Annotated in this window: 15 protein-coding genes; 6 read left to right on the forward strand and 9 right to left on the reverse strand. The window is 67.5% G+C overall.

The window, feature by feature from the left end:
• Positions 1-473: 473 nt before the first annotated feature.
• Positions 474-1,922 carry an MFS transporter gene (locus FHL79_RS05760; protein ID WP_138757665.1) on the reverse strand — a complete coding sequence of 483 codons (1,449 nt, stop codon included), beginning with the start codon at positions 1,920-1,922 and terminating at the stop codon, positions 474-476.
• A gap of 204 nt (positions 1,923-2,126) precedes the next feature.
• Between FHL79_RS05760 and FHL79_RS05765 the strand changes: the two genes are divergently transcribed.
• Positions 2,127-2,498 (forward strand): heavy-metal-associated domain-containing protein, encoded by a 372-nt coding sequence (locus tag FHL79_RS05765; protein ID WP_138757666.1) that lies wholly within the window; start codon positions 2,127-2,129, stop codon positions 2,496-2,498.
• Here FHL79_RS05765 and FHL79_RS05770 read toward each other — a convergent pair.
• Positions 2,485-3,924: a hypothetical protein gene (locus FHL79_RS05770; protein ID WP_138757667.1), complete on the reverse strand. Its 1,440-nt coding sequence runs from the start codon at positions 3,922-3,924 to the stop codon at positions 2,485-2,487. The two genes, FHL79_RS05765 and FHL79_RS05770, sit on opposite strands and share 14 nt — an antisense overlap.
• 778 nt (positions 3,925-4,702) lie before the next feature.
• Entirely contained in the window at positions 4,703-5,773 is a 1,071-nt protein-coding gene (locus tag FHL79_RS05775; protein ID WP_171058038.1) for an AfsR/SARP family transcriptional regulator, read from the reverse strand.
• Positions 5,774-5,916: 143 nt separating this feature from the next.
• Here FHL79_RS05775 and FHL79_RS26400 point away from each other — a divergent pair, with 143 nt between their 5' ends.
• Positions 5,917-6,120, forward strand: coding sequence for an Ltp family lipoprotein (locus tag FHL79_RS26400; protein ID WP_171058039.1), 204 nt, complete (start codon positions 5,917-5,919; stop codon positions 6,118-6,120).
• 833 nt (positions 6,121-6,953) lie between these two features.
• On the opposite strand, the gene FHL79_RS05785 is transcribed toward FHL79_RS26400, so the two are convergent.
• Complete coding sequence (locus FHL79_RS05785) at positions 6,954-7,208, reverse strand: helix-turn-helix domain-containing protein (protein WP_138757669.1); 255 nt, start codon at positions 7,206-7,208, stop codon at positions 6,954-6,956.
• A gap of 605 nt (positions 7,209-7,813) precedes the next feature.
• Between FHL79_RS05785 and FHL79_RS05790 the strand changes: the two genes are divergently transcribed.
• The 3 genes from FHL79_RS05790 to FHL79_RS05800 are packed head-to-tail and all read left to right on the forward strand — an operon-like array spanning position 7,814 to position 9,200.
• The gene (locus FHL79_RS05790) at positions 7,814-8,719 is read left to right on the forward strand and encodes an LAPAL motif-containing putative phage structural protein (RefSeq protein WP_138757670.1); all 906 of its coding nucleotides are present in this window, start codon (positions 7,814-7,816) and stop codon (positions 8,717-8,719) included.
• On the forward strand, positions 8,703-8,897 hold the full coding sequence (locus FHL79_RS05795; protein WP_138757671.1) for a hypothetical protein: 195 nt from the start codon (positions 8,703-8,705) through the stop codon (positions 8,895-8,897). The genes FHL79_RS05790 and FHL79_RS05795 overlap by 17 nt, the downstream gene beginning before the upstream one ends.
• 48 nt (positions 8,898-8,945) lie before the next feature.
• Positions 8,946-9,200, forward strand: a complete 255-nt coding sequence (locus FHL79_RS05800) for a hypothetical protein (RefSeq protein WP_138757672.1) — start codon at positions 8,946-8,948, stop codon at positions 9,198-9,200.
• A 248-nt stretch (positions 9,201-9,448) separates the two neighbouring features.
• Here FHL79_RS05800 and FHL79_RS05805 read toward each other — a convergent pair whose 3' ends face one another.
• The 5 genes from FHL79_RS05805 to FHL79_RS05825 form a co-directional block, all read right to left on the reverse strand.
• Positions 9,449-9,631 (reverse strand): hypothetical protein, encoded by a 183-nt coding sequence (locus FHL79_RS05805; RefSeq protein WP_138757673.1) that lies wholly within the window; start codon positions 9,629-9,631, stop codon positions 9,449-9,451.
• A 225-nt stretch (positions 9,632-9,856) separates the two neighbouring features.
• Positions 9,857-12,169 carry a hypothetical protein gene (locus tag FHL79_RS05810; RefSeq protein WP_138757674.1) on the reverse strand — a complete coding sequence of 771 codons (2,313 nt, stop codon included), beginning with the start codon at positions 12,167-12,169 and terminating at the stop codon, positions 9,857-9,859.
• Between the two features lie 9 nt (positions 12,170-12,178).
• Positions 12,179-15,271 carry a type I restriction endonuclease subunit R gene (locus FHL79_RS05815; protein ID WP_138757675.1) on the reverse strand — a complete coding sequence of 1,031 codons (3,093 nt, stop codon included), beginning with the start codon at positions 15,269-15,271 and terminating at the stop codon, positions 12,179-12,181.
• On the reverse strand, positions 15,268-16,470 hold the full coding sequence (locus FHL79_RS05820) for a restriction endonuclease subunit S (protein WP_138757676.1): 1,203 nt from the start codon (positions 16,468-16,470) through the stop codon (positions 15,268-15,270). The genes FHL79_RS05815 and FHL79_RS05820 overlap by 4 nt, the downstream gene beginning before the upstream one ends.
• Positions 16,467-18,035 (reverse strand): type I restriction-modification system subunit M, encoded by a 1,569-nt coding sequence (locus FHL79_RS05825; protein ID WP_138757677.1) that lies wholly within the window; start codon positions 18,033-18,035, stop codon positions 16,467-16,469. The genes FHL79_RS05820 and FHL79_RS05825 overlap by 4 nt, the downstream gene beginning before the upstream one ends.
• A gap of 745 nt (positions 18,036-18,780) precedes the next feature.
• On the opposite strand from FHL79_RS05825, the gene mobF reads away from it, so the two are divergent.
• Entirely contained in the window at positions 18,781-24,330 is a 5,550-nt protein-coding gene (gene mobF, locus FHL79_RS05830) for a MobF family relaxase (protein WP_246080390.1), read from the forward strand.
• Positions 24,331-24,702 lie beyond the last annotated feature (372 nt).

Consider the following 24,702-nt stretch of genomic DNA (forward strand, 5'->3'; position numbering starts at 1 on the left):
GGATGGGGGCGGGCGTCGCCGGAGTGACAGTCACGATGCACTCCCTTCCTGCACTGCAGGGGTCGCGCGGGTCCAGGTAGCTGCACTCGTGGCACGTCCCCTCACCTCGGCACGACTGGCGCGCCCACGAGGGGGGCGAGCTGCGCGGCGGTCTGACGTGCCCGGTGAGCGCTGTCGCGCCCCCACCGATCGGTGATCGGCTCGGGAGGCCACGCTTGGGCACTCCACCAGCCGCCGCCGGTAAGCACCAGGTCGACGCTGCCCGCCAGCCTGGCGACGGTGCGGCTTGCGCTCGGCGTTGTGTCCGGTTGTTTCCATGACAGCTCCAAGTGGTTGAGCCGGGGTGAGGGTCGTGGGAGGGCAAAGCGGCCCAGGGACAACGGGCGTCTGGACTGGCGGCGGGGTCGGCTGGCTGGCGCGGCCGCCAGGTGTGACCGCGCCAGCCGGGTAGTGCCGCAGGGCGTGAGGTGGCGCTAGGCGTCGACGAGCTTGCTGTCGGTGCGGTCAGCGGCCGGGCTGGCGGCGGGCTTCTGCAGCAGCACGGCGGCGAGGACCGCACCGACGGCGGCGATGCCGGCGGCGCCGAGCAGAGCGGCGGAGAACCCGTTGGTGAGCTCGGCCAGGTTGCCGGCCTCGTCGGCACCGAACGCAGCTGCGACCGCGGTCATCGCGGCCAGGCCCAGCGCGGAGCCGATCTGGTAGCTGGTGTTGACGATCCCGGCGGCCAGGCCGCCCTCCTCCGGCGCCGCAGACGACAGCGCGGTACCGAGCGAGGGGATGAACGCCATCGCCATGCCGGCCGCGGTCACCAGCGACGCAGGCAGCACATCTACGACGAAGCTGCCGTCGGCGTCGATGAACGACAGCCACACCAGGCCAGCGGCCAGCGTCGCGAGACCCGAGACGGTCATCGCGTTCGGGCCAAAACGGGCGATGAGCCTGGGGGCGACCGCGACCATTCCGATCATGATCGTGACGGTCAGCGGCAGCAGTGCGGCGCCGGAGGCGAAGGCACCCAGGCCGAGGATCTGCTGCAGGTACAGGTTCACGAAGAAGAACATCGGGATCCAGGCGGCTCCGAGAAGCAACTGTGCGACGTTGGCAGCGGCGAGGTTCGGTGCGCGGAAGATGCCCAGGCGCATCAGCGGCTGACGGAGCGTGGCCTGCAGCGCGACGAACACACCCAGGAGCGCGAGGCCGCCGAGGCCGGCAAGGAGCGTGCTGGCAGACGTCCAGCCAGCCTCCGGGGCGCGGACGATCGCGAAGACGACCGCGCCGAGGCCGAGCGTGGCGGTGGTTGCACCGGCGAGGTCGAGCGAGCCGCGGCCGGTCTTCCCGGCGGGCATGACCGAACGGGTCAGCAGCAGGACGACAGCGGCGACCGGGATGTTGATGAAGAACACCCACGGCCACGACGCGTATTCGGTGAGGACGCCGCCGAGGAAGACGCCAGCGGTGCCGCCGGCAGGTGCGGCCGCGCCGTACAGGGCGAGGGCCTTCGGGAACTCGTTACTGCCGCCGAACACCTGGAACAGCAGGGTGAGCGCGGCCGGAGCGATGAGCGCCGAGCCGGCGCCCTGGATCGCGCGGCCAGTCAGCTCGACCGCGACGCCGTCGGCCAGGCCGGCGACGAGCGACCCGACACCGAGGATCGCCCAGCCCGTGGTGAAGATCCGGCGGGCGCCGAACAGGTCGGACAGCCGCCCGCCGAGCAGCAGCAGACCGCCGAACAAGATCACGTAGGTGTTGAACACCCAGCTGAGGTCCTGCGGGTCGAAGCCGAGATCGGCCTGCATCTTCGGCAAGGCAACGCCGATGATCGAAGTGTCCATGATGACCATGAACTGAGCGGCGGCGATGAGCGCGAGAGCGAGCCAGCGCCGGCTGCTCGTCGAACTCGCCGCGGGTGCGGTGGTTGTCATGACGGTTCCTGTCTTCTGCGAAGGACAGCCGGCGGTGGCTGTCGAGACGCAGAGTCATGTGCCCTTCTGTCCTGCCGCTGTCCTCGCTCTGTCGTCCTCGCCACGGCTCACCCGCGACAGCTGCGGCCCTCGAGATCCGTACTGACCCTGTCGCCACGCCTTTCGGGCTGGATACGTCTTCCGCGGACCGTGCTGTCGCCGCGCATGAGCTTCGTGGCCGTCGGCGCCCGCGACGACGCCCTCGTGGCGGGCGCTGTCCCGGGTCGCGTCGGTGGACAGCGGACGGACAGCGCAGCAACGCACCTTGGGTGGCGTCAGAGGAACGCCCGCTGGACAAAGGTGAGCGCGATGCTCGAGGTCAGGCTGTCGGTCGGCTCGATGCGGTGCAGGCACTGTGTGCGCGAGGTGACCGGCTGGCTCCGTGACGTCGCCGGCGTCCAGACCATCACGGCCGACGCGAGGACCGGCACAGTCGTCCTCGGCGGCACCATGACCGTCGCCGATGTCCTGGCCGTGTTCGCCGGCTCCCACTACACCGCGCGGGTTGTGGACGCAGCGCCGACTACTGCGACGTGAGCTGCCCGGACTTCGCCACGTCCCCCGAGACAGGAGGCGCGCCCAGCCGACCGGCCGCACCGACTGCATCGCCGACCTGACCCCACAAGTCGTCGAGCTCAGCCTGCTCGTGCGGCGGTGCGGGTCGCGCCGACGCCTGCCGAACCTCGGCGGCACTGCTCAGCCGCTCCTGCGCCTGGTCCCACTGATTCACGGATGCGGCCACGCGCGCCAGACCCTCCAGGCCGATCGCGAGCAAGGTCGGTTCGGTGTATTGCTCCCCGGCTGCGTGCACCTGCCCGTACCGGTCGGCGGCGTCGTCCAGCAGCCCCTCGCGCCAGTCGCACCAAGCGACACCGGCGAGTGCCTGACCGACCCACAGCGGAGTACCCAGTCGGGTCAGGCCGCGCACCGCCTCCTCGAACAGCGGCCGGGCCGTCGTCGCATCCCCGTCGATGCGGGCAATCTGCGCCCGTCCCAGGCCGGCGAGGACAACACCGGCGGCGTCCCCGACCTCCTCGGATGCAGACGCAGCTCGGTCGAACGCGGCCGAGGCTGCCTCACGCTCACCGAGAGCCAGCAACGCGACGCCGAGGTCGGACAACGCCCACTGGGCGGTGTTGAAGACCCCCGCCGAGCTCGACACCTCGATCGCCTGCTCCAGCACGGGTATCGCCTCGGCGTACCGGCCGAACTCCGTCAGCCCCCACCCCAGATGAAGGAGAACAGCTGACAGGCCCCAGGCGTCATCAAGCCGGCGGAACGCCTCCGACGCGGTCCGGCCCAACGCCCGCGACCGCGGCTCGTCGCCTCGGCGGATGAAGTTCTGCAGGCGGACGAACGCGACGACCGCATGACCCCAGTCGTCGGCCTGGGCAGTGAACTGCGCCTCCGCTTCGGCGAGCAGCTGCGCGAACCGGCCGGCGTCCGAGCCGTCGAGCAGCTCGACTGCGAGCAGCACCTTCGACAGGGCAGCGCGATGCACGTCACCCTCGGCCTCGAACAGCTGCAAGCTCTCCAGCGCCGTCTCCGCACAGCGCGGGCTGGGATGCACCAGGCAGGCCCGTGGACGCTCGACGATCGACAATGCCTGCAGCGCACGGGCTCGGGCCTGCTGGCTCCCACCGGGGGTGGCGATGAGCCTGGACAGCACCTCTCGACCTTCGACGTGCCGTCCCAGGTGCCAGAACAGCGCCAACGAGCCCGCCAGGCGTAGACCGTCTTCGACCCGACTCGGGTCGGCTGACAGCCACGTCCATGCGGCACGCAGGTTGGGCTGCTCGTTGCGCAGCCGTTGCAGCGCCGCCCGTTGCCCGTGGCCGCGCAGGCCCTGCTCGGCCTGCTCAGCGACATGCCGGAAGTACGTCGCATGCCGGGCAGCCGCCTCGTCCCGCTCCCCGACGGCGTCGAGCTGCTCGACTGCGTACTGCCGAAGCGTCTCGAGCATGCGGTAGCGCGACGGCGAGCCGGGCAGAGCACGACCATCGACCGATTGACCAGGTGGTCGAGCACGTCGAACACCTCACCGCCGGGGATGTCCTCGCCCGCGACGACGGCCTCCGCTGCCTCCAGCGTCCAGCCGCCGTGGAACACGGCCAGGCGCCGGAACGTGCGCTGCTCGGGCTCCGACAGCAGCGCGTGACTCCACTCGACGGTCGCGCGCAAGGTCCGCTGCCGCGCATCTGCGGTGCGTGGCCCGCTAGTGAGCAGCCCGAAGCGGTCACCCAGACGATCGGCCAGGTCCGGCAGCGACAGCGACGACATACGTGCCGCCGCGAGTTCGAGTGCGAGCGGCATGCCATCGAGCTGCCGGCAGACCTGCGCCAGCGCCAGCAGGTACGGCTCCGACAGAGGCAGCAGGCTCGCGCGGACGGCCGACGCCCGCTCGACGAACAGCGCAGCAGCTGCGAACTGCAGTACCTGCTCGGCCGGTGTCCCCTCGGGTGGCACCGCGAGCGGCGCGACGCTGACCTGCACCTCGCCGGGAACGGCGAGGGCTTCCCGGCTGGTTGTCAGCACGGTGACGTGTTCGGCCGCGCCGAGGATGGCGTCGACGAGCCTGGCGACCGCGTCGATGACGTGCTCGCAGTTGTCCAGCACCAACAGCAGCCGCCGGTTGGCGAGATAGGCAAGCAGGCGGGCGCGCACCGCCGCATTCGGATCGGCACCGTCCAGCGGCACGCCGAGCGCGTCCGCGACCGTCAGAGGCACGTCATCCGGGTTGCTCACCGCCGCGAGACGGGCCAGATGGACATGCTGCTCGAAGTAGTCGGGAGCTGGTGCGCAGCGGCCATGGCCAGAGACGTCTTCCCAGCGCCACCAGGGCCTACCAAGGTGACGAGGCGCTGACGGGTGAGCGCGTCGCTCAGGTGCGTGAGCTCGTCGTCGCGTCCGATCAACCGCAAAGTAGGGATCGGCAGGGTCCGCTTCGGTCCGGTGTCGGCTTCCTGGCCCACCGCCGGGGTCCGCAATCCTCGCGCGGCGGGTCCGGGCTCGGCAGGCACCGTTGCAGCCAGACCCGGCTGTGCGGGCACGGCTGCGAGCGCATCGTCCTGCTCGAGGATGCGCTGGTGCACCTTGCGGAGCCCAGCGGACGGCTGCAGCCCCAGCTCGAGATCGAGGTGCCGGCGGGTGCGGGCGAACACCTCGAGCGCGTCCGCCTGCCGCCCGGCGCGATACAGAGCCGTCATCAGCAGACCGGCGAGCGCCTCCTGCCCGGGGTCCAACGCGACGAACGGCTCGAGGTCCGCCGCCACCTCGACGTGCCGGCCCGCCACCAGGGCCGCCTCGGCCCGCTCGGTCAACGCGGCCTGCCGCAGCTGATCCAACCGGGCGGCCTCGACGGAAGCCCAGCCCTGACCGGCGAAGTCAGCGAGCGGATCACCGCGCCACAGCCCGAGCGCCCCGTCGTACAAAGCCAGCGCGTCACCAGCAGCGGTGCCGCGCGTGGCGGTGCGCGCGGCCTGCACCAAGCTCACGAAACGGTGCAGATCCACACGGTCGGCGTCGACGTCGGCGCGGTACCCGGACGCCTCCCGAACGATGACGTCAACGTCCTGCGCGGCGAGTGCCCGACGCAGCTTTGACACCCGGAGCTGCAGGGCGTTCAGCGGGTCGGCCGGCAAGGCGGACTCCGACCACAGCCGGTCGATGAGCGAGCTGGCGGCGACGGTCCGGCGCGGTGAAAGCAGTAGCAGGGCGAGCAAGCCGCGCTCGGCCGCCCCGGGCAGCTTCGCTGGGTCGTCGTCGACTCGCATCTGCATAGCGCCGAGCAGGCGGAACTCGACCTCGGTCACGGCGCACCCCTTACTGGCAGTCCGCAAGTCTGCACCCACCGACCCCGCTCGTACAGGAGACGGAACACCACTGTCCGGACGCTGTCCACGGCCGTCGGACCCGGCCGGTGGCAGACAGCGCGCCGACAGGACCGGCCGCGACTGTGACATCACCGGCCGGAACGCCGCCGGCACCAGCAGGAGGACCCCATGAGCACCGAGACCTACACCGTCATCGGGATGACCTGCGGCCACTGCAGCTGCCGTCGTCCTCCCAAGCTGGGCTGGTGCAGCAGCTATCCAGCCAGTACGGCGACCAGTTCACCACTGAGCAGGCCGAGTACGGCGTCGGCCAGGCCGGCCTCTGAACGAGGGTGCCTCCGCCGGGCGGGGCGTCAACAGGCGGAGGCGCGCTCAACCGTGGCGACCCGCTCTGTCCGGATCCTGCGCCCGCTACCGCGGTGGCACCCATTCGGCCGACATTTGCTGCACGCACCCTCTCTCCAGCTTGGTGAAGTGGTTCACCGCCACTCGCCGGCAGCCGTCCATTCAGCGCTTCCCTGCGAATTGATCTTGGTCCGTTTGCTCACGTTGACCACAGGAGATAAGCGCAGTTAGGGGTCGTATACGTGCTGAACTGAGCGAACCTTTAATTGCGATTAACGGTCATATTGAATGCCTAAAGAGTGCCTGCTGCCGTGCAGACGCGCGACGTTCGCCAACAGAGCCGCGTCGCGGCATCGCGTTTCCGTTGCCCGAATGCTTGCTTTGCTCGGTCCTCGTCGAGGGCCGCCGAACAGACGCCGCATCATCTCCCGCACCGGGAGCCCCCCGGCGGCCAGCAGCGCATGGCCGAGTTGGCTCTATCGAGCTGGCTGCTGGCCGAACTTGACTGAGCCGTGCGCTTCCGCCCCGACTTGCGCCGGCGCGGGAGCGCACGACTGCCCCGACAAAAGTCAGCCAAGAAGCTGTGCAGCGAGGGCGTGCATCCCCTCAAGCAGAAGTCCCGCCGCCAGTTGCTCGGCGAAGCGTCCCGCGAACCGCACTAGGCGACGAGAGTGCGATTGCTGGGAGGGGTGGGTTGCAGCGGCCACGATGGCTCCTGGCTGCTCGGTGGGAGGCGCTCGGCAGGAGACCAGCGGTCGCTTCCCATACTTGCGCTCGGCCCACAGCCAGCAGCGCTCGCGCAGAGGTTACCTCGCTACACCGGTGGTCTGGGGTCGATGCGTGCGGCGCCGACGTCGCGTCGCTGCACCCGGTGCTTGTCAAGGATCTTGCGGACGGCGGAAAACGACCGGTCGGTCAGCTCGGCGATCTCGCGCAGGGACCGGCCGGCGGCGTACTGCTCCAGCACGAACGCCTCGACCCGGGCTTGCACCGCAGGGTCTGGCCGGGAGACGGCGGTAGCGACGAACTCGGGCAGCGGCTGGAGCTGCGGCCGCGGCGGGTAGGGCACGGGGAAAACCCTAGGCACCTTCCGCTTCTCTGCCCCGGCCGACGGGGGGCTACCGCCGCAGGTGCCGGTACAGGCGAGGGGCGGGCGATGCCGCCCGCCCGGGCGACGTCGGCCATGAGTGCACCGGCGGCCACCGCCTGCCGGATAAAGGGCCGACCCCTCGTTGCTGTCGCGGATCGCCGTCCACGCCGGAGCCCGCTCGGGCGACCGGGCCCGTGCTCGGCGGTGAGGTCGACGATCCGCCGACGAGCGGCACGGCGTGCGGCAGCTGCGTCACGGAGCTCCGCAAGCACCTCAGGCCGCCCGTCGGCCACACCGGGAACGTAACGGGTCGGTGAGCAGGAGCGGCACCCGTCGCAGACGTAGGGAGCACCGGAGACGCACTCCGGGAGGGGGAAGGTCGCCATGGTGCCCCATCAGTTCACCGGTCGCCGTCGCTGGAAGATTGACCCGCAGGCATGCCTACTGCTGCTCAAGCTGTTGATTGAGGCGGTGAGCTCGATGTAGCTCAGGCCGGGCGCGGTCCCACGCAAGCCGGCGGGGACGGCGCTATGCGCCCGCCCGTCACGCGGCTCTGCCCGCGCTCGCCAAGTAGCTTCCAGCCCATGACTGCGGCACTTCCGGACGATGTGGACTCTCTTACCCTGCGCTTCGTGGGGGCGGAGGAGGATGGCACCCCGATCCACGAGCTGCGGGCGGCCCACGTCGCTCAGGTGCTTCAGGGGTTGGTCGAGCTGTCTAGCGACTTCGGGAAGGCTGGGGCCTTCGGCGACGGACCCGGCGGCTCGGAGGTGCTGGTCCGGCCAGCCCAAGAGGGCTCATTCATCATCGAGGTCATCCGCTTCGCGCAGGACAACTGGGAGACCGCCACAGCGATGGGCGTGCCGTCGCTGGGCACGGTTCTCTGGTGGGCGACGAAGTCGGTCAGGGCGGACGTCAAGGACTTCGACCGCCTGGAGAACGGCAACGTGAAGGTCGTCTGGCAGGACGACACCGTGGACGAGATCCCTGCGCGCGCGTGGGACGCGTTGAAGAAGAACAAGCGGCGGCGCAAGAAGCAACTCCGCCAGATCATGACGCCGTTGAGCGACGAACGGATCTCAGCACTCGAGGTGACGAGTGAGCCGGAACCCGCAGCGGACGAGGCGGACGCAGCGACGCAGGATGCAACGTCGTTCACGCTCACCAGGCCCGACTACAACGCCGCCCGGCCCGAGGATGAGGTCACGGAGACCCACGACGTCTTCGAGACCGAAGCCCGGATGTCGGCCATCGACTTCGACGACCCGACGAAGTGGAGGGTCAAGACCGCGGACGAGAAGCGGTCGGCAACGGTCGAGGACGAGGACTTCCTCCGACGCGTCGCCCGCGGCCTGGCGATCAGCCAGGACGACATCTTCAAACTGACGGTGCGCCGCGATACCGTCGTGAAGAACGGACGGACGACGACCACGTGGACCGTCCTGAAGGTCGAGAGTCACAGGAAGGCCGCGCGTGACAACGACGACTAGTCACCGTCGCCTGGACGTAGCCAGCCTGGCCCTGCTCCTCGTTGGCTTGGTCTTCGGCGTGCTCGCCTACTGGCTGATCACCGCGCACGACGTAACCCCGCTCGTCCTGATCCCATCGGTCGTGGCCATCACGATCGGGGCCACGCACCTGACCCAGCGCGAGGCGCCGCGGCGGTAACGCCGACAGGTGCGTTGCTCGGCATGGGCGGCGCCTACCGTGCGACCCATGCAGACCTGGGAGCACGGCACCCTCCGCTTGACCACCGCGCCCCTCGAACTCACATTCCATACCGCGGGCGGGGCGACCGTCGCAACCGACGGCGTCGGTCCCCGCCACGTGATGCAAGCCCTGGACGCCCTTTCCGAGGACGGCTGGGAGGTCATGGGGCCGCCGACGCCCGACCAGGCAGGTGGCGTCGTCATGGCGACCAGCTACTTGCTGCGGCGCCCCAGGTCGGCCGGGGAGCCACCGGTCCACTGACTGCACCCCGTCCGGCACGCCGCGTCCCCGTACACCGTCGGGCGGCACCCAGCGCAGCACCGGCCGGTGAAAAGCAGCGTGCCCAGCACGGAGGCGAACAGCTCCAGCGTCGCTCGCCCCCGGCGCACCTCGCACCGTGCCGCGTCCAGTGAGCCGGCGAGCGCCCTCGCCGTCTGCACCGAGCACGGCCGGCACTCCAGCTGTCCGACGTGGGCGGCCAGGTGCACGACCTGGCAGCCCTCCAACAGTCAGTGCGCGCACGGGGTCCGTCTTGCTCGACCCACCAGCCGCAGCAGCCTGCCCGACGGCGCCCGCGTGTAGTTCACGCCGCGGGCGCCGGCCAGCTCCTCGAACAGCGCCGCCGCGTGCTCATGGGCGGCGGTCGGCTGGTCGTCGAGGAACACCCGGCGCTGACCTCTGGCGACGGCCATCCGCCCCTTGTAGGAGCGCAGCCCGGACCATCTAGTCTAGGCAGAGGCTGAAGCGCCCGACCCGTTTGCTCGCAGTGGGCGGTGTCGATGCAGGAGCTACGCCAGGCGTGCACGAGGCACCGCGCTCGCGGCAACGGCCGCCACACGTCTCCCAGACGTGGTAGCCGTCAGCCTTCGCCAGCTACCCGCCCTCCCGGGGTGCCTGCCTATATGGCCGATGCCTACCTATCGCGGGCGCGCCGGCCCGTCAGCACTAGTGAATTGCTGCGCAAGGTTCTCAAGGTCCGCATCCTGGACCTGGATGCGCGGCTCATCCTCGAAGTGATACGACACATAGGAGACCGCACCTGCCTGCCGTGACTCAAAGAAGTAGACGGCATTCTTGGTTTTGCTGGTGGTTGCGCCGATACGCACCAGTGGCACCAGCTTGAGCACCGAGCTGATCGGCGCCTCCCGGGCAACGAAGCTCAACTGCTCGCTCTCCATCGGCTGGCGGGTGCGTACCTCGAACTCCTCGAAGGACGCGTTGGCGCCCCGGAGCCGCTGCGCGCGACTGTAGGTATGAAGACCGTGCTTGAAGCGCCCTTCTGCGGCCAGCACGAGGTCAACATCTTCGAAGGCGGTGCCAAGCGCCTGCTCCACCTCGCTGAGCAGCGTTTCCAGGGAGCTGAGCCAGCTGTCGAGTTGGGCCGCCGACGTCACGCCGCCGTGGGACCGCTGATTACGCACGACGCGTGCCTGGTGCAGCCGCGTCCATAGCGTCTTGTCCGCCAAGCGACGCACTAGCTCGCCGGCCGGTCCGGTCGCCCGCTCCAGGGCATCGCGCTGCGCCGTATCGCCGGCAAGCCGGCGCACGTGGCGGGCCAAGGTCGGCCCAAGGCCAAGCCACAAGGCGAAGTCCGCGCGGTCGAGTAACTGGCGACCTGGCGGGGCGGCCTTGATCAGGTCCGGCTGGACCTCCGTGAACAAGCCGAGATCCGCTTGAAAGACGCTTAGCAAGACGGCACAGCCGAACTGAGCCGTCGCCTCGAAGAAGTTGATCAGGCTCTGGACGCGGGCCTCCGTGTCGCGCTGAGCGACGTAACGCTGCAGGACCGAGGCCAGCGGGTACGGCAAGGACTCCAGCCAGCGCTTGACCGGGTCGGCCTTGGCCGCCCGCTCCAGCCGCTCGACGACACGGGTGGCGGCTTCCGGGTGGCGCCATAGGTCGCCGCGCAACCGGCCAATCGTCGCTTCCATGCTGGCGAGATGCGCGGCGGCCCGGATCACTTCGTCCTGGGCGGCGACAGGCGGCAGCGGGATGCGGATGCCGGCCAGTGCTGCCGCCTTTAAATTCGGAATGGTGCTGCCCGTGGCGACGGCTTCGCGCAGCCGCTTGCCGACCGGACTGGACAACAGTGAGGCGACGTACTCCGAGCGCGCCTTGGCCGGGTCGAGTTCGACTTCGATCAACCGGTACGGCCGCTGACCGGTCACCTCGGGCGGGGTCGTCCAAACTTCACCAGCGCCAAGCGTCGGCACGAACAGCGCGTTCGGCGGCGCCTCGTAGGGCTGATCGGGGCGCAAGTTGAGATTTCGCACGATTCCCAGTTCGCCGACCGATTGCAACTCGTCAGCGGCGAACGCGTCGGCCAGCTCGCGGTTTAGAAGGTAGGGCGCCCAGCCGCGGTAATCGAAAGAGGTGAGCGCGCCGAGCGACGACTGCTCTCGGTCCGGTCGCCGAGCCAGCAGTTGATCGATGAGGCGCGCCACCGGCGTCCGGGCATCCAGGCGTGCCACAAACAGATCCGCGGTAGCTTCACCCTCGAAGACGGCCAGGGACGACGGGATGCCTGAAGCCGGAGCAAAGCCAGCCTCAACAGACACCACCGCCGTTAGGTACAGGCCAGCATCGGCTAGCGCCCGGCGCAGTGCCATCCCTTGGTCCCCAAACCAGTTGTCAGCCGTCTGGTAGATCAACCGCCCATGCGGGGCGACGAGCTGCCGCGCCTGCCACAGCATGGCGCCGGCCACGTCGTTCACAGCGGCTGGCGTCACGACTGCGGGACCGTGCGTGGGCAGCCGAAGGCCTATAGGCGGCCCCAGCCAGACCAGCTCGTAGCGGTCCAGCGCTTCGCCAGATAGCGCCGCCAGGGGATCGCCAAGCTGCCAGTCGGCGCCCGGCAGTATCAGCTTGCCGGCTTCGAACGTGTCGTCATGAGGGACGATGCCAGCGACCCGCGCTGCACCGCCGTTGGCAAGGGCCGCCAGAGGCAACGGCGAGGTGACGTAGGGGTCGATGATCGAGACCGGTGCTAGCCGCTGAGCAAGCGCCGCCAAGAAGTCGAGCAGGTAGCGCGGCCGCCCGAAGCCCCGCTTGCCGGCCGCCGCGGCTAGATCCGTCACGTCACGCCAGTCAATGGCGATGCCGCGCTCCGTGGCCTTGGCGAGAACTCGGAAGACCTCGATCGGGCCCTCGTTCCGCAGCCGGTCCGTCTCGGCCCACAGGGGGTTTGTCCGGGGAGGGGCATTGCCACCAGCCGCACTGTGGTCAGTCATCGCAATGCCTCACCGCTCGGAGGACAGATCAAGGAAGCGCTCGAAGAAGGCACCGAGCCGGGCCAGCACGCGCCGCTTGGTCTCGCCGTGGCCGCCATCAGGCGCGAAGCGCGACACCGGCGGCAGGATCCTGGTGACGGCGGTGCCGGAGGTCGGGATGGCCCCGTCGCGGAAGGCGTGATCGACGAAGGCTCGGGCCTCCGCTGGCTTGAGGCCTTCGTCGCCGATGATGGCCTCAAGCTCAGCCGTGCGCCGGGCCTCAACGAAGCTGCGCCACTGCTCGTCAATTTCGCCGCTAGCTGACACGCGGTCGACGAAGTCGAGGATGAGGTCCTTCTTGTTTCGCAGCGCCAAGCTGCCATCGACGGCGCGGCGGATCTGGGCCGCGGCCTCGACTTCCTTATCCGTGCCGTTGCCCCGGGCCTCGCGCAGCTTTTGGACGAGCATCAGGATGTAGTCGACGTTGATCTCGACCTGCTTGATGAGCTCGATCTCAAAAACGATGTCGTCGTTGATCGACTCCTTCTCACTGTCTCCCGCCTTGCGGAAGTCGGCGTACAGGTTGAGGTAGATACTGCGGTAGTCCTGGCCCTGGCGCTCGGTCAGCAGTTCATTGCCGGCGAACTCATCGAAGGCCGTCAGGATGTTCTGCACCCGCAAGATGGCCCCGAAGAGGGCGATGAATTCTTTCTGGGCGACCTCTCCGATGATCGGCTCACCGATCGGGAACTGGTCGAGCAGTTCCTGGGCCCGCTCGGTGTATTCGGCATAGTAGTCGCCAAACGGCTGGAGTAGGACAATGCCGCGGGCTTCCTTGTTACCAAACAGGGCGATGGCGTCGTTCGTCTCGTCCTCCAGGTTACGGAACGAGACGATATTGCCGTAGGTCTTGACCGAGTTCAGGATGCGGTTGGTCCGAGAGAATGCCTGGATCAGGCCATGGTTAATCAGGCGCTTGTCGACGAACAGCGTGTTGAGGGTCGTGGCGTCGAAGCCAGTCAGGAACATGTTGACCACGATGACCAGATCGATCTGGCGCTTCTTCAGCCGCTCCGACAGATCCTTATAGTAGTTCTGGAACTTGTCGGACGAGGTGTCGAAGCTGGTGCCAAACATGGCGTTGTAGTCCTGGATCGCGCTATCGAGGAAGTCACGGGACGAATGGTCCAGCGCACCCGTGTCGAAGCCTTCGTCGTCGAGGTAGTCGTTGCCGACCTCCTCATTGGCGGCGTAGGAGTAGACGATGCCGACCTTCAGCCGGCGGTCCGGCGTCGCGTCCTGCTGCTGAGATTCAAACTCCGCGTAGTAGCGCTTGGCGGCCTCGATCGAGGCGGTGGCGAACAGGGCGTTGAAGCCGCGGACCCGCTTGCCGGCCAGGGCGTAGTGCTGGGCCCGCTTGGTCTTCTGGTCGAAGTGCTCGAGCGTGTAGGCCGCCACCTGGCGCAGCCGCTCCGGGGCCAGCAGCGCCCGCTCGGTGTCGATGGCCGCGACCTGCTTGTCGGTCAGGCCCTCCGGCAGCTTGATGGTGTTGACGTAGTCGATCCGGAAGGGCAGAACGTTCTTGTCGTTGATGGCATCGACGATCGTGTAGGTGTGGGCGGCCATCAGGTGCTGCTCGGGTGGGCAGGTGCTGGGGTCACCGTGTAGGAAGCAACCGAAGGCCTGGGCCGTGGTGCGCAGTTTGGCGTTGCCGCTGCTGCTGGCGTTGACCGCGAAGATCGGCGTTCCGGTAAAACCGAATAGGTTGTAGCGCTTGAAGGCCTGCGTGATATCGGTGTGCATGTCGCCGAACTGCGACCGGTGACATTCGTCAAAGATGATCACGATGTGGCCGTTGTAGACGGCATGGCCCTTGTTGCCGTTGATAAAGTTGGACAGCTTTTGAATCGTGGTGATGATGATCTTGGCACTGGGGTTTTCCAACTGCTTCTTTAGCACCGCAGTTGAGGTGTTGGAGTTGGCCGCACCCTTCTCGAAGCGGTCGTACTCGCGCATCGTCTGGTAGTCGAGGTCCTTGCGGTCGACCACGAACAGCACCTTCTCCACCTGCGGCAACTTCGAGGCCAGTTGGGCCGACTTAAAGCTGGTCAGCGTCTTGCCGGAGCCGGTGGTATGCCAGACATAGCCGCCAGCCGCCAGGCTCCCAAGCTGCTTGTAGTTGGTGGAGACCGCGATCTTCTGCAGGATCCGCTCAGTGGCCACGATTTGGTACGGCCGCATCACTAGCAGCAGCCGGTCGGCCGTCAGCACGCAGTATTTTGTCAGGACATTGAGCAGCGAGTGCTTAGTGAAGAACGTCTGGGTGAAGCCGGTCAGGTCCTGGATAGGCCGGTTTGTGGCGTCGGCCCACCAGGAGGTGAACTCGAAGGAATTCGAGGTCTTGCGGCCGCGCTTGGCACCGGCGCTCGCGCTGAGGTGCTGCCGCCGGGTGGTGTTGGAGTAGTACTTGGTCAGCGTGCCGTTGCTGATTACGAACAGCTGGACGTACTCGAACAGCCCCGAGCCAGCCCAGAAGCTGTCGCGCTGGTACCGGTCGATCTGATTGAAGGCCTCACGGATGTCGATGCCGCGCCGCTTCAGCTCGATGTGCACCATTGGTAGGCCGTTGACCAGGACCGTGACGTCGTAACGGTTGGAGCGGGCGGCGCCGCCGTCGCCCTGACTGATCTCGTACTGGTTGATGACCTGCAGGCGGTTGTTGTGGATGCTCGCTTTGTCGATCAGCTTGACGTTCTTGGTCGAGCCGTCGTCGCGTTGCAGAACCTGAACATGGTCCTCCTGGATGCGCACCGTCTTCTCGACGATGCCCTCGTTCGCGCCGGCGATCTTCTCGGAAAAGAAGCGCTTCCACTCGGCGTCCGAGAAGGCGATCGCGTTCAGGGTCTCAAGCTGCGAGCGCAGGTTGGTGACGAGCTGCGTCTCGGTCGCAATCGGCAGGTAGTCGTAGGCCTGCGATTGCAAGAGCTTGATTAGTTCGCGCTCCAGGTCAGCTTCGGACTGGTACGAGCTCGCCGATGCAGTGTCCGGGATGAATTCGGCGACGACTGTGCTCTCGGCACTAACCGCGATCGGCTCGTAACGAACCGGGCCCTGGCCAGTCACGCCACGGCCTCCTCGAAGGTAAGCAGCTTGTCGCGATAATGCTCATACTGTTTGCGCCGGGCGCCGCGCTCAGCACGCAGGCAAATCGAGAGATCGTCCACCAATGCAGAATAGTTGTCGAGAATGGCGACAATCCGTTCCTGTTCCGACAGTGGTGGACTAGGGATAGGGATTCGATTTAGATTCGACTGGTTTAGCTTCGGCTGCGCACTGCCCGTAATGTACGGTGAGAGGTCAATGGAATTGAGATATAGCTCAACGAATCGACGCTTTGCGTACGCGTCGAATTCCAGAATGTGAGCGTGATTATTGACCCAGGTCTTCCCTGAGATCGAGAAGGCTATCGGCGTCGACCGGGCGAGGAGGTTCGCCCCGTCTTCGGACACAAGAAGATAGTCTCCGTCAAAAATGTATTCACTGACATAATCGACAACTCCGGATGCGCCGTAGTAGGGAATCTCACCAGGCTGCCGCGCGGCTTTAGTAACAGGTCTGCGCCGTGAGTCACGGTTTCCGGCAAGTCGATCCAGCGTCGACCACTCAACGTCATCTTGGAACGAGAGCAGCGCGCTTCGGAAGTGCACGAATTGGTGTCGCCGCGCCGCCAGCTCTGCCGCTAGCTCGCCTTCGAGCTGCACGTTCAGTGACGTAGATAGGTCGAGGATGCGGACAATCTCCTTTTGTACCTCGACGGGCGGAATCGGGAATCGCACCTTCGCGAGGCGCGTCTTTGAGACGTTGTAGCGCGTGACGCCACTCGCAGTGCGAACGATCTGCATTCTTAGTCCCGACGACCTAAACAAATATTTCGCGAAATCGGGTTCGAGAATACTGACGTCATCAAGCCGGTAACCGATACAGAAGCTGTTGAGATACAGCGGCTCGCTGACCTCGTCAGTAATTACTGACGACATGCCAACCTCTTCGGGCGTCTCAGAGGACGCGGTGAAGATGACGTCACCTCGGGCCAACGTGCGCTGCTTCTCGCCAGGCGCAATCCGAACGAAGTCGTCGGCCCCAATATTCACGTCCATGTTGTTGAATGCATTCACATAAGATACGTAGCGAGATTTCCCGCCGGTAAAGTCTGCCTTTGACTTTCCGGTTAGGCCACCAAAAATCGTACCAACGTCCCCCAGGGCGGCATACTGCACACCATCCGAGCAGTGCAGGGCGATCAGGTCGTCGATCGCGCTCACGAAGCGCTCTTCAGCTCGGCGACAATGGCGTCGATCTGCGTGCGCAGCCCGCCCTGGCGCTCGACTATGCTCGCAATCTCCGCATTGAGTGCGTCGATATCGACTATCTCGCCGGTGTGTTCGGCCTCGACATACGAGGTGACCGCGAGGTTGTAGTCATTCGCCTTGATGTCCTCAAAGGGTACGAGCTTTGTGAAGTGATTAACGTCTTCGCGAGCCGTGAAGGCATCAAGGATCCGCTGCTGGTTCGCAGCAGTGAGCTTATTTTTGTTTCCCGGATGCACGAACTCGGCGGATGCATCAATGAACAGTACCGCATTGTCTGTTTTCGACTTCTTGAGCACGAGGACACAGGTCGCAATACCTGTACCGAAGAACAGGTCTGGCGGTAACTGGATAACCGCGTCGACGTAGTTGTTGTCGATGAGGTACTGCCGAATCTTTTTTTCGGCTCCGCCACGGTAGAGCACGCCTGGGAACTCGACGATCGCTGCAGTGCCGTTGACGGCAAGCCAGTGCAGCATGTGCATCGTGAAGGCCAGATCAGCCTTCGACTTCGGTGCCAGGACGCCAGCCGGCGCATAGCGTGGATCGTTGATGAGCAGCGAGTTACTGTCGCCCTCCCAATTTATGGAGTAGGGCGGATTCGAGACGATCGCCTCAAACGGCTCGTCATCCCAGTGGGCGGGGTCAATCAGCGTATCGCCGTGTGCCAGGTCGAACTGTTCGTAGTTGACGTCGTGCAGGAACATATTGATGCGGGCTAGGTTGTAGGTGGTCAGGTTGATTTCCTGGCCGTAGAAGCCCTGGCGGACGTTGTCCTTGCCGAGTACTTTGGCGAATTGCAGCAGCAATGATCCTGAGCCGCAGGCCGGGTCGTAGACCTTGTTAACCGCCGTCTTACCGACGACGGTGATGCGGGCCAACAGCTCACTGACCTCTTGCGGCGTAAAAAACTCACCGCCAGACTTGCCGGCGCTGGAGGCGTACATAGTCATCAGGTACTCGTAGGCATCACCGAAGGCATCGATGGTGTTCTCGGTGAATTCGCCACCAAGGTTCAGGTCGCCGATAGCCTCGAGCAGGTTGGTGAGCCGTTCATTGCGCTTCGCCACCGTGGGCCCGAGCTTTCCACTGTTGACGTCGAGGTCTTCGAACAAGCCCTTCAGATCGTCCTCGCTGGCGGTGCCGATAGCCGAGCCCTCAATGTTCGCGAAGACGCGGGCGAGAGTCTCGTTCAGATTCTCGTCCCCAGCGGCGCTCTCGCGAACATTGACGAATAGTTCGGTAGGCAGAATGTAGAATCCCTTTTCAGCCACCGTTTCTTTGCGCCCGAACTCTGCCCGGTCATCGCTGAGGCTGGCGTAATCAAAGTCAGTCTCCCCGGCCTTCCGCTCCTCGGCGTCGAGGTAGGCCGTCAGGTTCTCCGAAATAAAGCGGTAGAACAGCATACCGAGGACGTAGGTCTTGAAGTCCCAACCGTCGACGCTGCCACGCAGCTGATTGGCAATACGCCAGATCGTTTTATGCAGCTCAGCGCGCTGTGATTCTTTGGTATTGCTCATGGATTACCCCCATTATAGAGCATTGCAATAGCAAACAGCAGTTTAGACGGTCTGGCTGGCGGAGCTTCGGAGGTCGCGACGGGCTTGGCGTGCCTTCTCGTCCCGATTGAGCGGCTGACCACCGTCAACGGGTAGGGAAGGCGCTGCAGGAAAGATCAGCAGCGGGGCGGTTCGTCCAATGCGTCCGACGGCATGAAGCCGAAGACGAGCGGGGCGTACTGCGGCTGGTCCGACTCGTCGTTCCCCTGCAACGGCGGCCAGAGGTCGGATGACCGGCCCCGTCGTCGGTGAACATGACGGTGACGCTGACGGTGATGTGCGGGTCGAACGGTATGGGCTTCCAGCACTCCCTCTGCGGCGATGGAGGCCGACCGGCCGGACACGCCGCCTAGGTAGCCCAGTCGTCGGGGCCGTTGCCCGGGCGGTCGACAGAGAGGCTGGGTTCGACCACACCAGCCTGTGCGCGCCGGGCCACCTCGCTGCTGTCGGCTGCTTCCGGTGCTAGCTGTCCGGCCCGGCGTGCCTGATCTCCGGGATGCTCCGAGCGCCTTCCAACTCCTGGGCTCCGGACGGAGGCTCAGAGCACCTACACGCCAGCAGCGCCCTTCAGACCAGCCGACCCGGGCCACATCCGAGCGCGTCAACCGCCCGCCAGCGACCCAACAGGAACAGCGTCCGATCCGACACACCTGGTGCATCACGGATGATCTTGTCGCGGGACAGGGCTCCTTAGCGTCAGTTTGTGATGACGCTGCACAAGCTCACGGCGGGCGACGGATACACGTATCTGACCCGTCAGGTAGCCGCGCACGACGCCACGGAGCGCGGGCTGGGGGGCCTCGGCGACTACTACAGCGAGAAGGGCGAAGCTCCCGGCGTCTGGCTGGGGCGCGGCCTTGCCGGTGTGACGGACTTTCCGGTCGGTGAGCAGGTCACCCAGGCGCAGATGGTCGCGCTGTTCGGCAAGGGACGTCACCCCAACGCCGAGGCGATCCAGCACGCGGCACGGCTGGCCGGCAAGGATCCACAGCAGGTCGACAGGGCCAGCCAGCTGGGCGCGCCCTACCGTGTCTTCGACCAGGGCAACGAGTTCCGGCGTCGCTGCGCCGAAGGGTTCCGCGATTACAACGTCGCCCACGACCTGGACGCCGTCACCCCGGTTCCGGAGGCGGACCGCGCCCGGATCCGCACCGCGCTCGCACGAGCGATGTTCGTCGAGAAGTACGGTCGCCCACCGGCCGACGCCCGAGAGCTGTCGGGTCACCTGGCGCGGATCTCCCGTCAGGCCACGACGGCCGTCGCCGGCTACGACCTGACCTTCAGCCCGGTCAAGAGCGTCTCGACACTGTGGGCCATCGCCCCGCCGGAGGTTGCTGCCGTCATCGAACAAGCGCACACGGATGCCATCGCCAACACGCTCGCATGGCTGGAGGACCGCGCGACTTACACGCGGACCGGCCGCAACGGGATAGCCCAGGTCGAGGTTCGTGGGCTGATCGCGGCGGCGTTCACCCATCGCGACTCGCGAGCGGGCGACCCGGATCTGCACACCCATGTCGCGATCAGCAACAAGGTGCAGACGCTCGACGGCCGGTGGCTGGCGCTGGACGGGCGCCTGATCTACCGGAACAAGGTCGCCGCCTCCGAGCGGTACAACACCCGGCTTGAGGCGCTGCTCGTCGACCGTCTCGGCGTCGCCTTCACCAACCGCCCCAGCACCCAGCCGGGCAAGCGCCCCGTGCGCGAGATCGTCGGCGTGGACGGCGACCTGCCCGGCTTCTGGTCATCGCGCCGCACGGCAATCGACGCCCGACGGGCGCTGCTGTCGGCTCAGTTCCAAGCCGACCACGGCCGGCCGCCGACAACGACGGAGGCGCTGGCACTGGCGCAGCGGGCCAACCTGGAGACTCGACGGGCCAAGCACGAGCCGCGCTCCTACGCCCAACAGCGGTCCAGCTGGCGGCGAGAGGCGCTGACGGTGCTGGGCGGAGAGCACCGACTGCAGAGCTATCTGGACGGCGTGCTCCGTCGGCGCTCTGGCCAGGGCTGGGTCCGGCGAGCGACTGACGCCTGGGTGGCCGAGACTGCCGCGAGTCTGGTGCCAGTGGTGGCCAGCACCCGCGCTATGTGGCAGGAGAGCCACGTTCGGGCTGAGGCCGAACGGCGGACCCGCGCCGCCGGAATACGGCTGGCTGATACTGACCGCGCGGTCGACGCGATCGTCACCGCGGCACTGTCACCCCCACTGTCTATCCGATTGGGCAGCCAGGAGGCGATTGGCGAACCGGCCGCGCTACGCCGCTCCGACGGCACTTCGATGTACACCGTTGCCGGCTCGGCGTTGTACACCTCAAGCGCGGTTCTCACCGCTGAACGAGCCGTCCTAGCGGCGGCCGAACAGCGCGACGCCCGTGTCACCTCGGCCGCGTCGGTCGACATGGCACTGCTCGAGTCGGTGGCCAATGGGGTGACTCTCAACCCCGGTCAGGCGGAGCTGGTCCGCGAGCTGGCCACCTCGGGGGCCCGGGTGCAGCTCGCGCTGGCACCAGCCGGCACGGGGAAGACCACAGCACTGCGAACTCTGGCCGCAGCGTGGCGGCATGGAGGCGGCACCGTCATCGGCCTCGCCCCGTCTGCGGCGGCAAGCGCAATGCTGCGCGAGCAGGTCGGCCCCGACACCGACACCCTCGCCAAGCTGGTCCACGCCATGGGCACCGGCGTCGACGTCCCGGCCTGGTTTTCCTCGATCGGCCCAAACACCTTGGTCGTCGTCGACGAAGCCGGCATGGCAGGTACCGGTGACCTGGCCCGGGTGATCGAGTTCGTCACCGCCGCGGGTGGGTCGGTTCGGCTGATCGGCGACGACCAACAGCTGGCCGCCATCGGCGCTGGCGGGGTGCTGCGAGACCTCGCTGCCAGCCAGGGCGCGGTGACCCTGACGCAGGTTGTTCGCTTCACCGACCCGGACACCGGCGCCCCTAACCACGCCGAGGGTGCGGCGTCGCTGGCGCTGCGCGACGGCGACCCAGCGGCCCTGGCCCACTACGTCGACCACGGCCGGGTGCACGTCGGCGACCTGGCCACGGTCACCGAGGACGCCTACACCGCCTGGGCGACCGACCAGGTCGCCGGCCGCGACGCCATCATGCTGGCGCCCACCCGCGAGCTGGTCGCCGAACTCAACGACCGAGCCCGCCGCGAGCGCCTGGCCCAACGGACCGAGCCGATCGGCGCTGACGTCCCGTTGGCCGACTCGTCGCGTGCCTCCGCCGGGGATGCGGTGATCACCCGCCGCAACGAGCGCACCCTCCCCGTCGGCGCGACAGACTGGGTGAAGAACGGCGACCGATGGACCATCGCCGCCGTCCACGAGTCCGGCGCCCTCGATGTGATCCACCGTCGGACCGGCCGGCACGTCACCCTCCCGGCCGACTACGTCCAAGCGCACGTCACCCTCGGCTACGCCACCACCGTGCACGGCGCCCAAGGCGTCACCGCGGACACCTCCTACGCCATCGCCACCGGCTCCGAGTCCCGCCAGCTGCTCTACGTGGCCCTGACCCGCGGCCGGCACGCCAACCACGTCTTCCTCCCCATCGCCGGGGATGGCGATCCGCACAGTGTGATCACCCGCGATGCGCTGCTGCCGCCCACTGCTGTCGACGTACTCGCCCGCGTCTTGGCCCGCGACGACGCACCGACCTCGGCCACGAGCACGCTCCGCGAGCTGGCCGATCCTGCTGTCCAGCTGCATGAGGTCGCCGACCAGTACCACCACGCCCTCACCACCGCGGCAGAACAACGGCTGGGAGCCGAGGGCCTGGCCGCCATCGACTCGGCCGCCGAGGCCGCGGCACACGGAGTGACCACGCAGGATTCCTATCCCGTGCTGCGCGCGCACCTGGCGCTGTGCGCTGTCACCGGTAGCGACCCGGTCGACGTACTGCGCCGGGCACTGGCGGTCTGGCGCGGTCTGGACGACGCGCGCGACGTCGCCGCGGTCCTGGACTGGCGCATCGACCCCACCGGGCATCGCTCGACCGGTGCGGGACCGCTGCCGTGGTTGCCCGCCGTCCCCGAGACGCTGCGGACCGATGCCGAGTGGGGCGACTACCTCACCGACCGCGCCGACCACGTCACTGCCCTCGCCGCCGCCGTCGTCGCGCGCTCGCGCACCTGGACACCGGCCAGCGCACCGGCTTGGGCCCGCCCGACGCTCGACCATGACGCCGCTCTGGTCGCCGACCTCGCCGTCTGGCGCGCCGCTCACGGCGTTGACGACGGCGACCGCCGCCCCACCGGACCCCCGCTGCCGGCGGCCGCCGAAGCCCGCGTCCAAGGCGGGCTCAACGCCCGCGCCGACCGACTGCTCGGGGACCCGGGCACGGTCACTGCGCGGTGGGCGCCGCTGGCCGAGAGGATCGACCCACGTATCACCGCCGACCCCTACTGGCCGGTCCTGGCCGAGCGACTGACTACCGCCGAACGCGCGGGCATCGACATCCCCGCGCTCGTTCGCGCCAGCACCGAGCGCGCGCTCCCCGACGAGCAGCCGGCGGCCGCGCTGTGGTGGCGGCTGACCCGGCACCTCTCCCCCGCCGCGATGGCCGCCGACGCCTCCTCCGCACGGACGGTGCGCCCGGACTGGACTCTCGACCTGGCAGCCACCCTCGGGCGCGCAGCCGCCGACCGGATGATCGCTGATCCGAGCTGGCCCGTGCTGGCCGCCGCCGTCGACCAGGGTCGGGATCATGGCTGGCGGCCAGACCAGCTGCTGTCCACTGCGTACGACCTGCTGCGCGCTGGTCACCCTGACGACGAGCCGTTGCGCCCAGACGAGCTGACCACGGCTCTGGCCTGGCGAATGGGCCTGCTCACCGAGCCGACATCCGCGGGGGGCAGCGACGCGGCTCTTCCGCCGGATGACCTGAACCAGTACCCGGCGCTGAACGCTGCACCCGACCGGGACTGGCTGGCCGGCCTCACGGAACCCGACGACACCGAGCCCGCACCCGAACCGCTCGGCTGCGACCCGGTGAGTCTTCAGCACGCCGAGCGCCCCGACCAGGGCGACACGTCCCGTTTCGACCGGAACCGGCTCCTCGAGCTCAACCAGGAGGCCGCTGCCTTCTTCGCCGCCCGGTATCGGGACTCCTGGGCGGCGGCCTACCTCTCCAGGCGGGTGGGCACCGACCTCAGCGACGACGAACGCTTCACCCTGGGCTACGCCCCCGCTGGCTGGACCACCTTGACCGACCATCTACGCGACCTGGGCGCCTCCGAGGCCGAGATCGTCGCCGCCGGCCTCGGGAGTCGGGCCTCCACCGGCCGGATCATCGACCGCTTCCGCGACCGGATCGTCTTCGCCATCCGCGACGGCGATGAGATCCACGGCTGGATCGGCCGCCGGAACCCGGCCCTCGACGATGGCAGGGACCACGCTGCTCCGAAGTACCTCAACACTGCGGAGACCGACCTCTTCACCAAGGGCCAGGAGCTGTACGGGCTCACCGAGGGAGCAGCTGCGCTGGCCACCGGCGCGACGCCGGTCATCGTCGAAGGCCCCCTCGACGCGTTGGCGGTCACCCTCGCCAGCGATGGCGACTACGTCGGCATCGCGCCCATGGGCGTGGCGTTCACCGACGCACAGGCCGACCGACTCCGAGCCTTCATCGGTGCGGAACGCCCCGGCGTCATCGTCGCCACGGACGCCGACCGCGCCGGGCAGCTCGCCGCCCAGTGCATCTTCGGGCAGCTCACCGCCCGAGGCGACGACCCGCGTCACGTCGCCGTCCCGACCGGAAAGGACCCCGCCGAGCTGCTGGAGACGGCCGGCCCCGAGGTCCTACGGCAGGCCCTCGCCAACTCCCGAAGTCTCGCCAGCGCGCTCATCGACAGCCGCATAGCCGTCTACGCGGAGCGGCTGCACACCGTCGAAGGCCGGGTACTCGCCGCACGTCGCGCCGCCCCGATCATCGCGGCGCTTCCGCCGACCAGTTGGCCAACGCACCTGGTGTCGGTTGTGGTGCGCACCGGCATCGCACCAGAAATTGCGCTCGACGAGGTCCTGGACGCCGCCCGGCGCCCCAATGAGGTTGCCCGCCCGCGTCGCAAGGTGTTGCCCTCTGACCAACCGCTCTCAGGGAACGTCAACATAGATTCGACGGTGAACGCCTCCGTGAGGGCAATGGTTTTGGCGGACGCAGGACAGGGGACGCTTGCCAACAGCGTTCAACAAGCTCGGCGGGCTGCCGCCGGAGCTGGTTCCCGCGCAGGGCAGAGACTGCGACCCTGAGCGAGACGCTGGACACGATGGCCTGTGGGTCGAGCCCTGCCCCTCAAGGCGGAGGTAGCACCCGCCGTCACCGCGGCCTAAACACCCCACCCGACGAGTCAACTGAAGTAGGGCAGTCCTTCGTCTCGTTTGGCAACTCGCGACGACGGACTGGCAGTTTCTAGACTGACCACAATCCGGCACGCGCGCATCGGGCTCGGGGCGGTTGCATGACCGCGACTCAGGGGTCATCCTTCTGGAATCGGCTCGTCTACGGGGGTCGCATACTCGTTTACAGGCGCGCCTCATCGGGGACATGCGCTTGCGCTTCGAAACTCAGCCGAGGAAAACACAGTGATGCGAAATCAAGCTGCGCGAACTCGCAAGGCTCGC

The sequence above is a fragment of the Modestobacter altitudinis genome (genome assembly GCF_005930475.1).
Classification (GTDB): Bacteria; Actinomycetota; Actinomycetes; order Mycobacteriales; family Geodermatophilaceae; genus Modestobacter; species Modestobacter altitudinis.

Bases quoted from the DNA above. Each gene is read 5' to 3' on its own strand.
- FHL79_RS05760 (WP_138757665.1), bottom strand. From the start codon at position 1,922: ATGACAACCACCGCACCCGCGGCGAGTTCGACGAGCAGCCGGCGCTGG.
- FHL79_RS05765 (WP_138757666.1), top strand. From the start codon at position 2,127: ATGAGCTTCGTGGCCGTCGGCGCCCGCGACGACGCCCTCGTGGCGGGC.
- FHL79_RS05770 (WP_138757667.1), bottom strand. From the start codon at position 3,924: ATGCTCGAGACGCTTCGGCAGTACGCAGTCGAGCAGCTCGACGCCGTC.
- FHL79_RS05790 (WP_138757670.1), top strand. From the start codon at position 7,814: ATGACTGCGGCACTTCCGGACGATGTGGACTCTCTTACCCTGCGCTTC.
- FHL79_RS05800 (WP_138757672.1), top strand. From the start codon at position 8,946: ATGCAGACCTGGGAGCACGGCACCCTCCGCTTGACCACCGCGCCCCTC.
- FHL79_RS05805 (WP_138757673.1), bottom strand. From the start codon at position 9,631: ATGGCCGTCGCCAGAGGTCAGCGCCGGGTGTTCCTCGACGACCAGCCG.
- FHL79_RS05810 (WP_138757674.1), bottom strand. From the start codon at position 12,169: ATGACTGACCACAGTGCGGCTGGTGGCAATGCCCCTCCCCGGACAAAC.
- FHL79_RS05825 (WP_138757677.1), bottom strand. From the start codon at position 18,035: ATGAGCAATACCAAAGAATCACAGCGCGCTGAGCTGCATAAAACGATC.
- mobF (WP_246080390.1), top strand. From the start codon at position 18,781: ATGACGCTGCACAAGCTCACGGCGGGCGACGGATACACGTATCTGACC.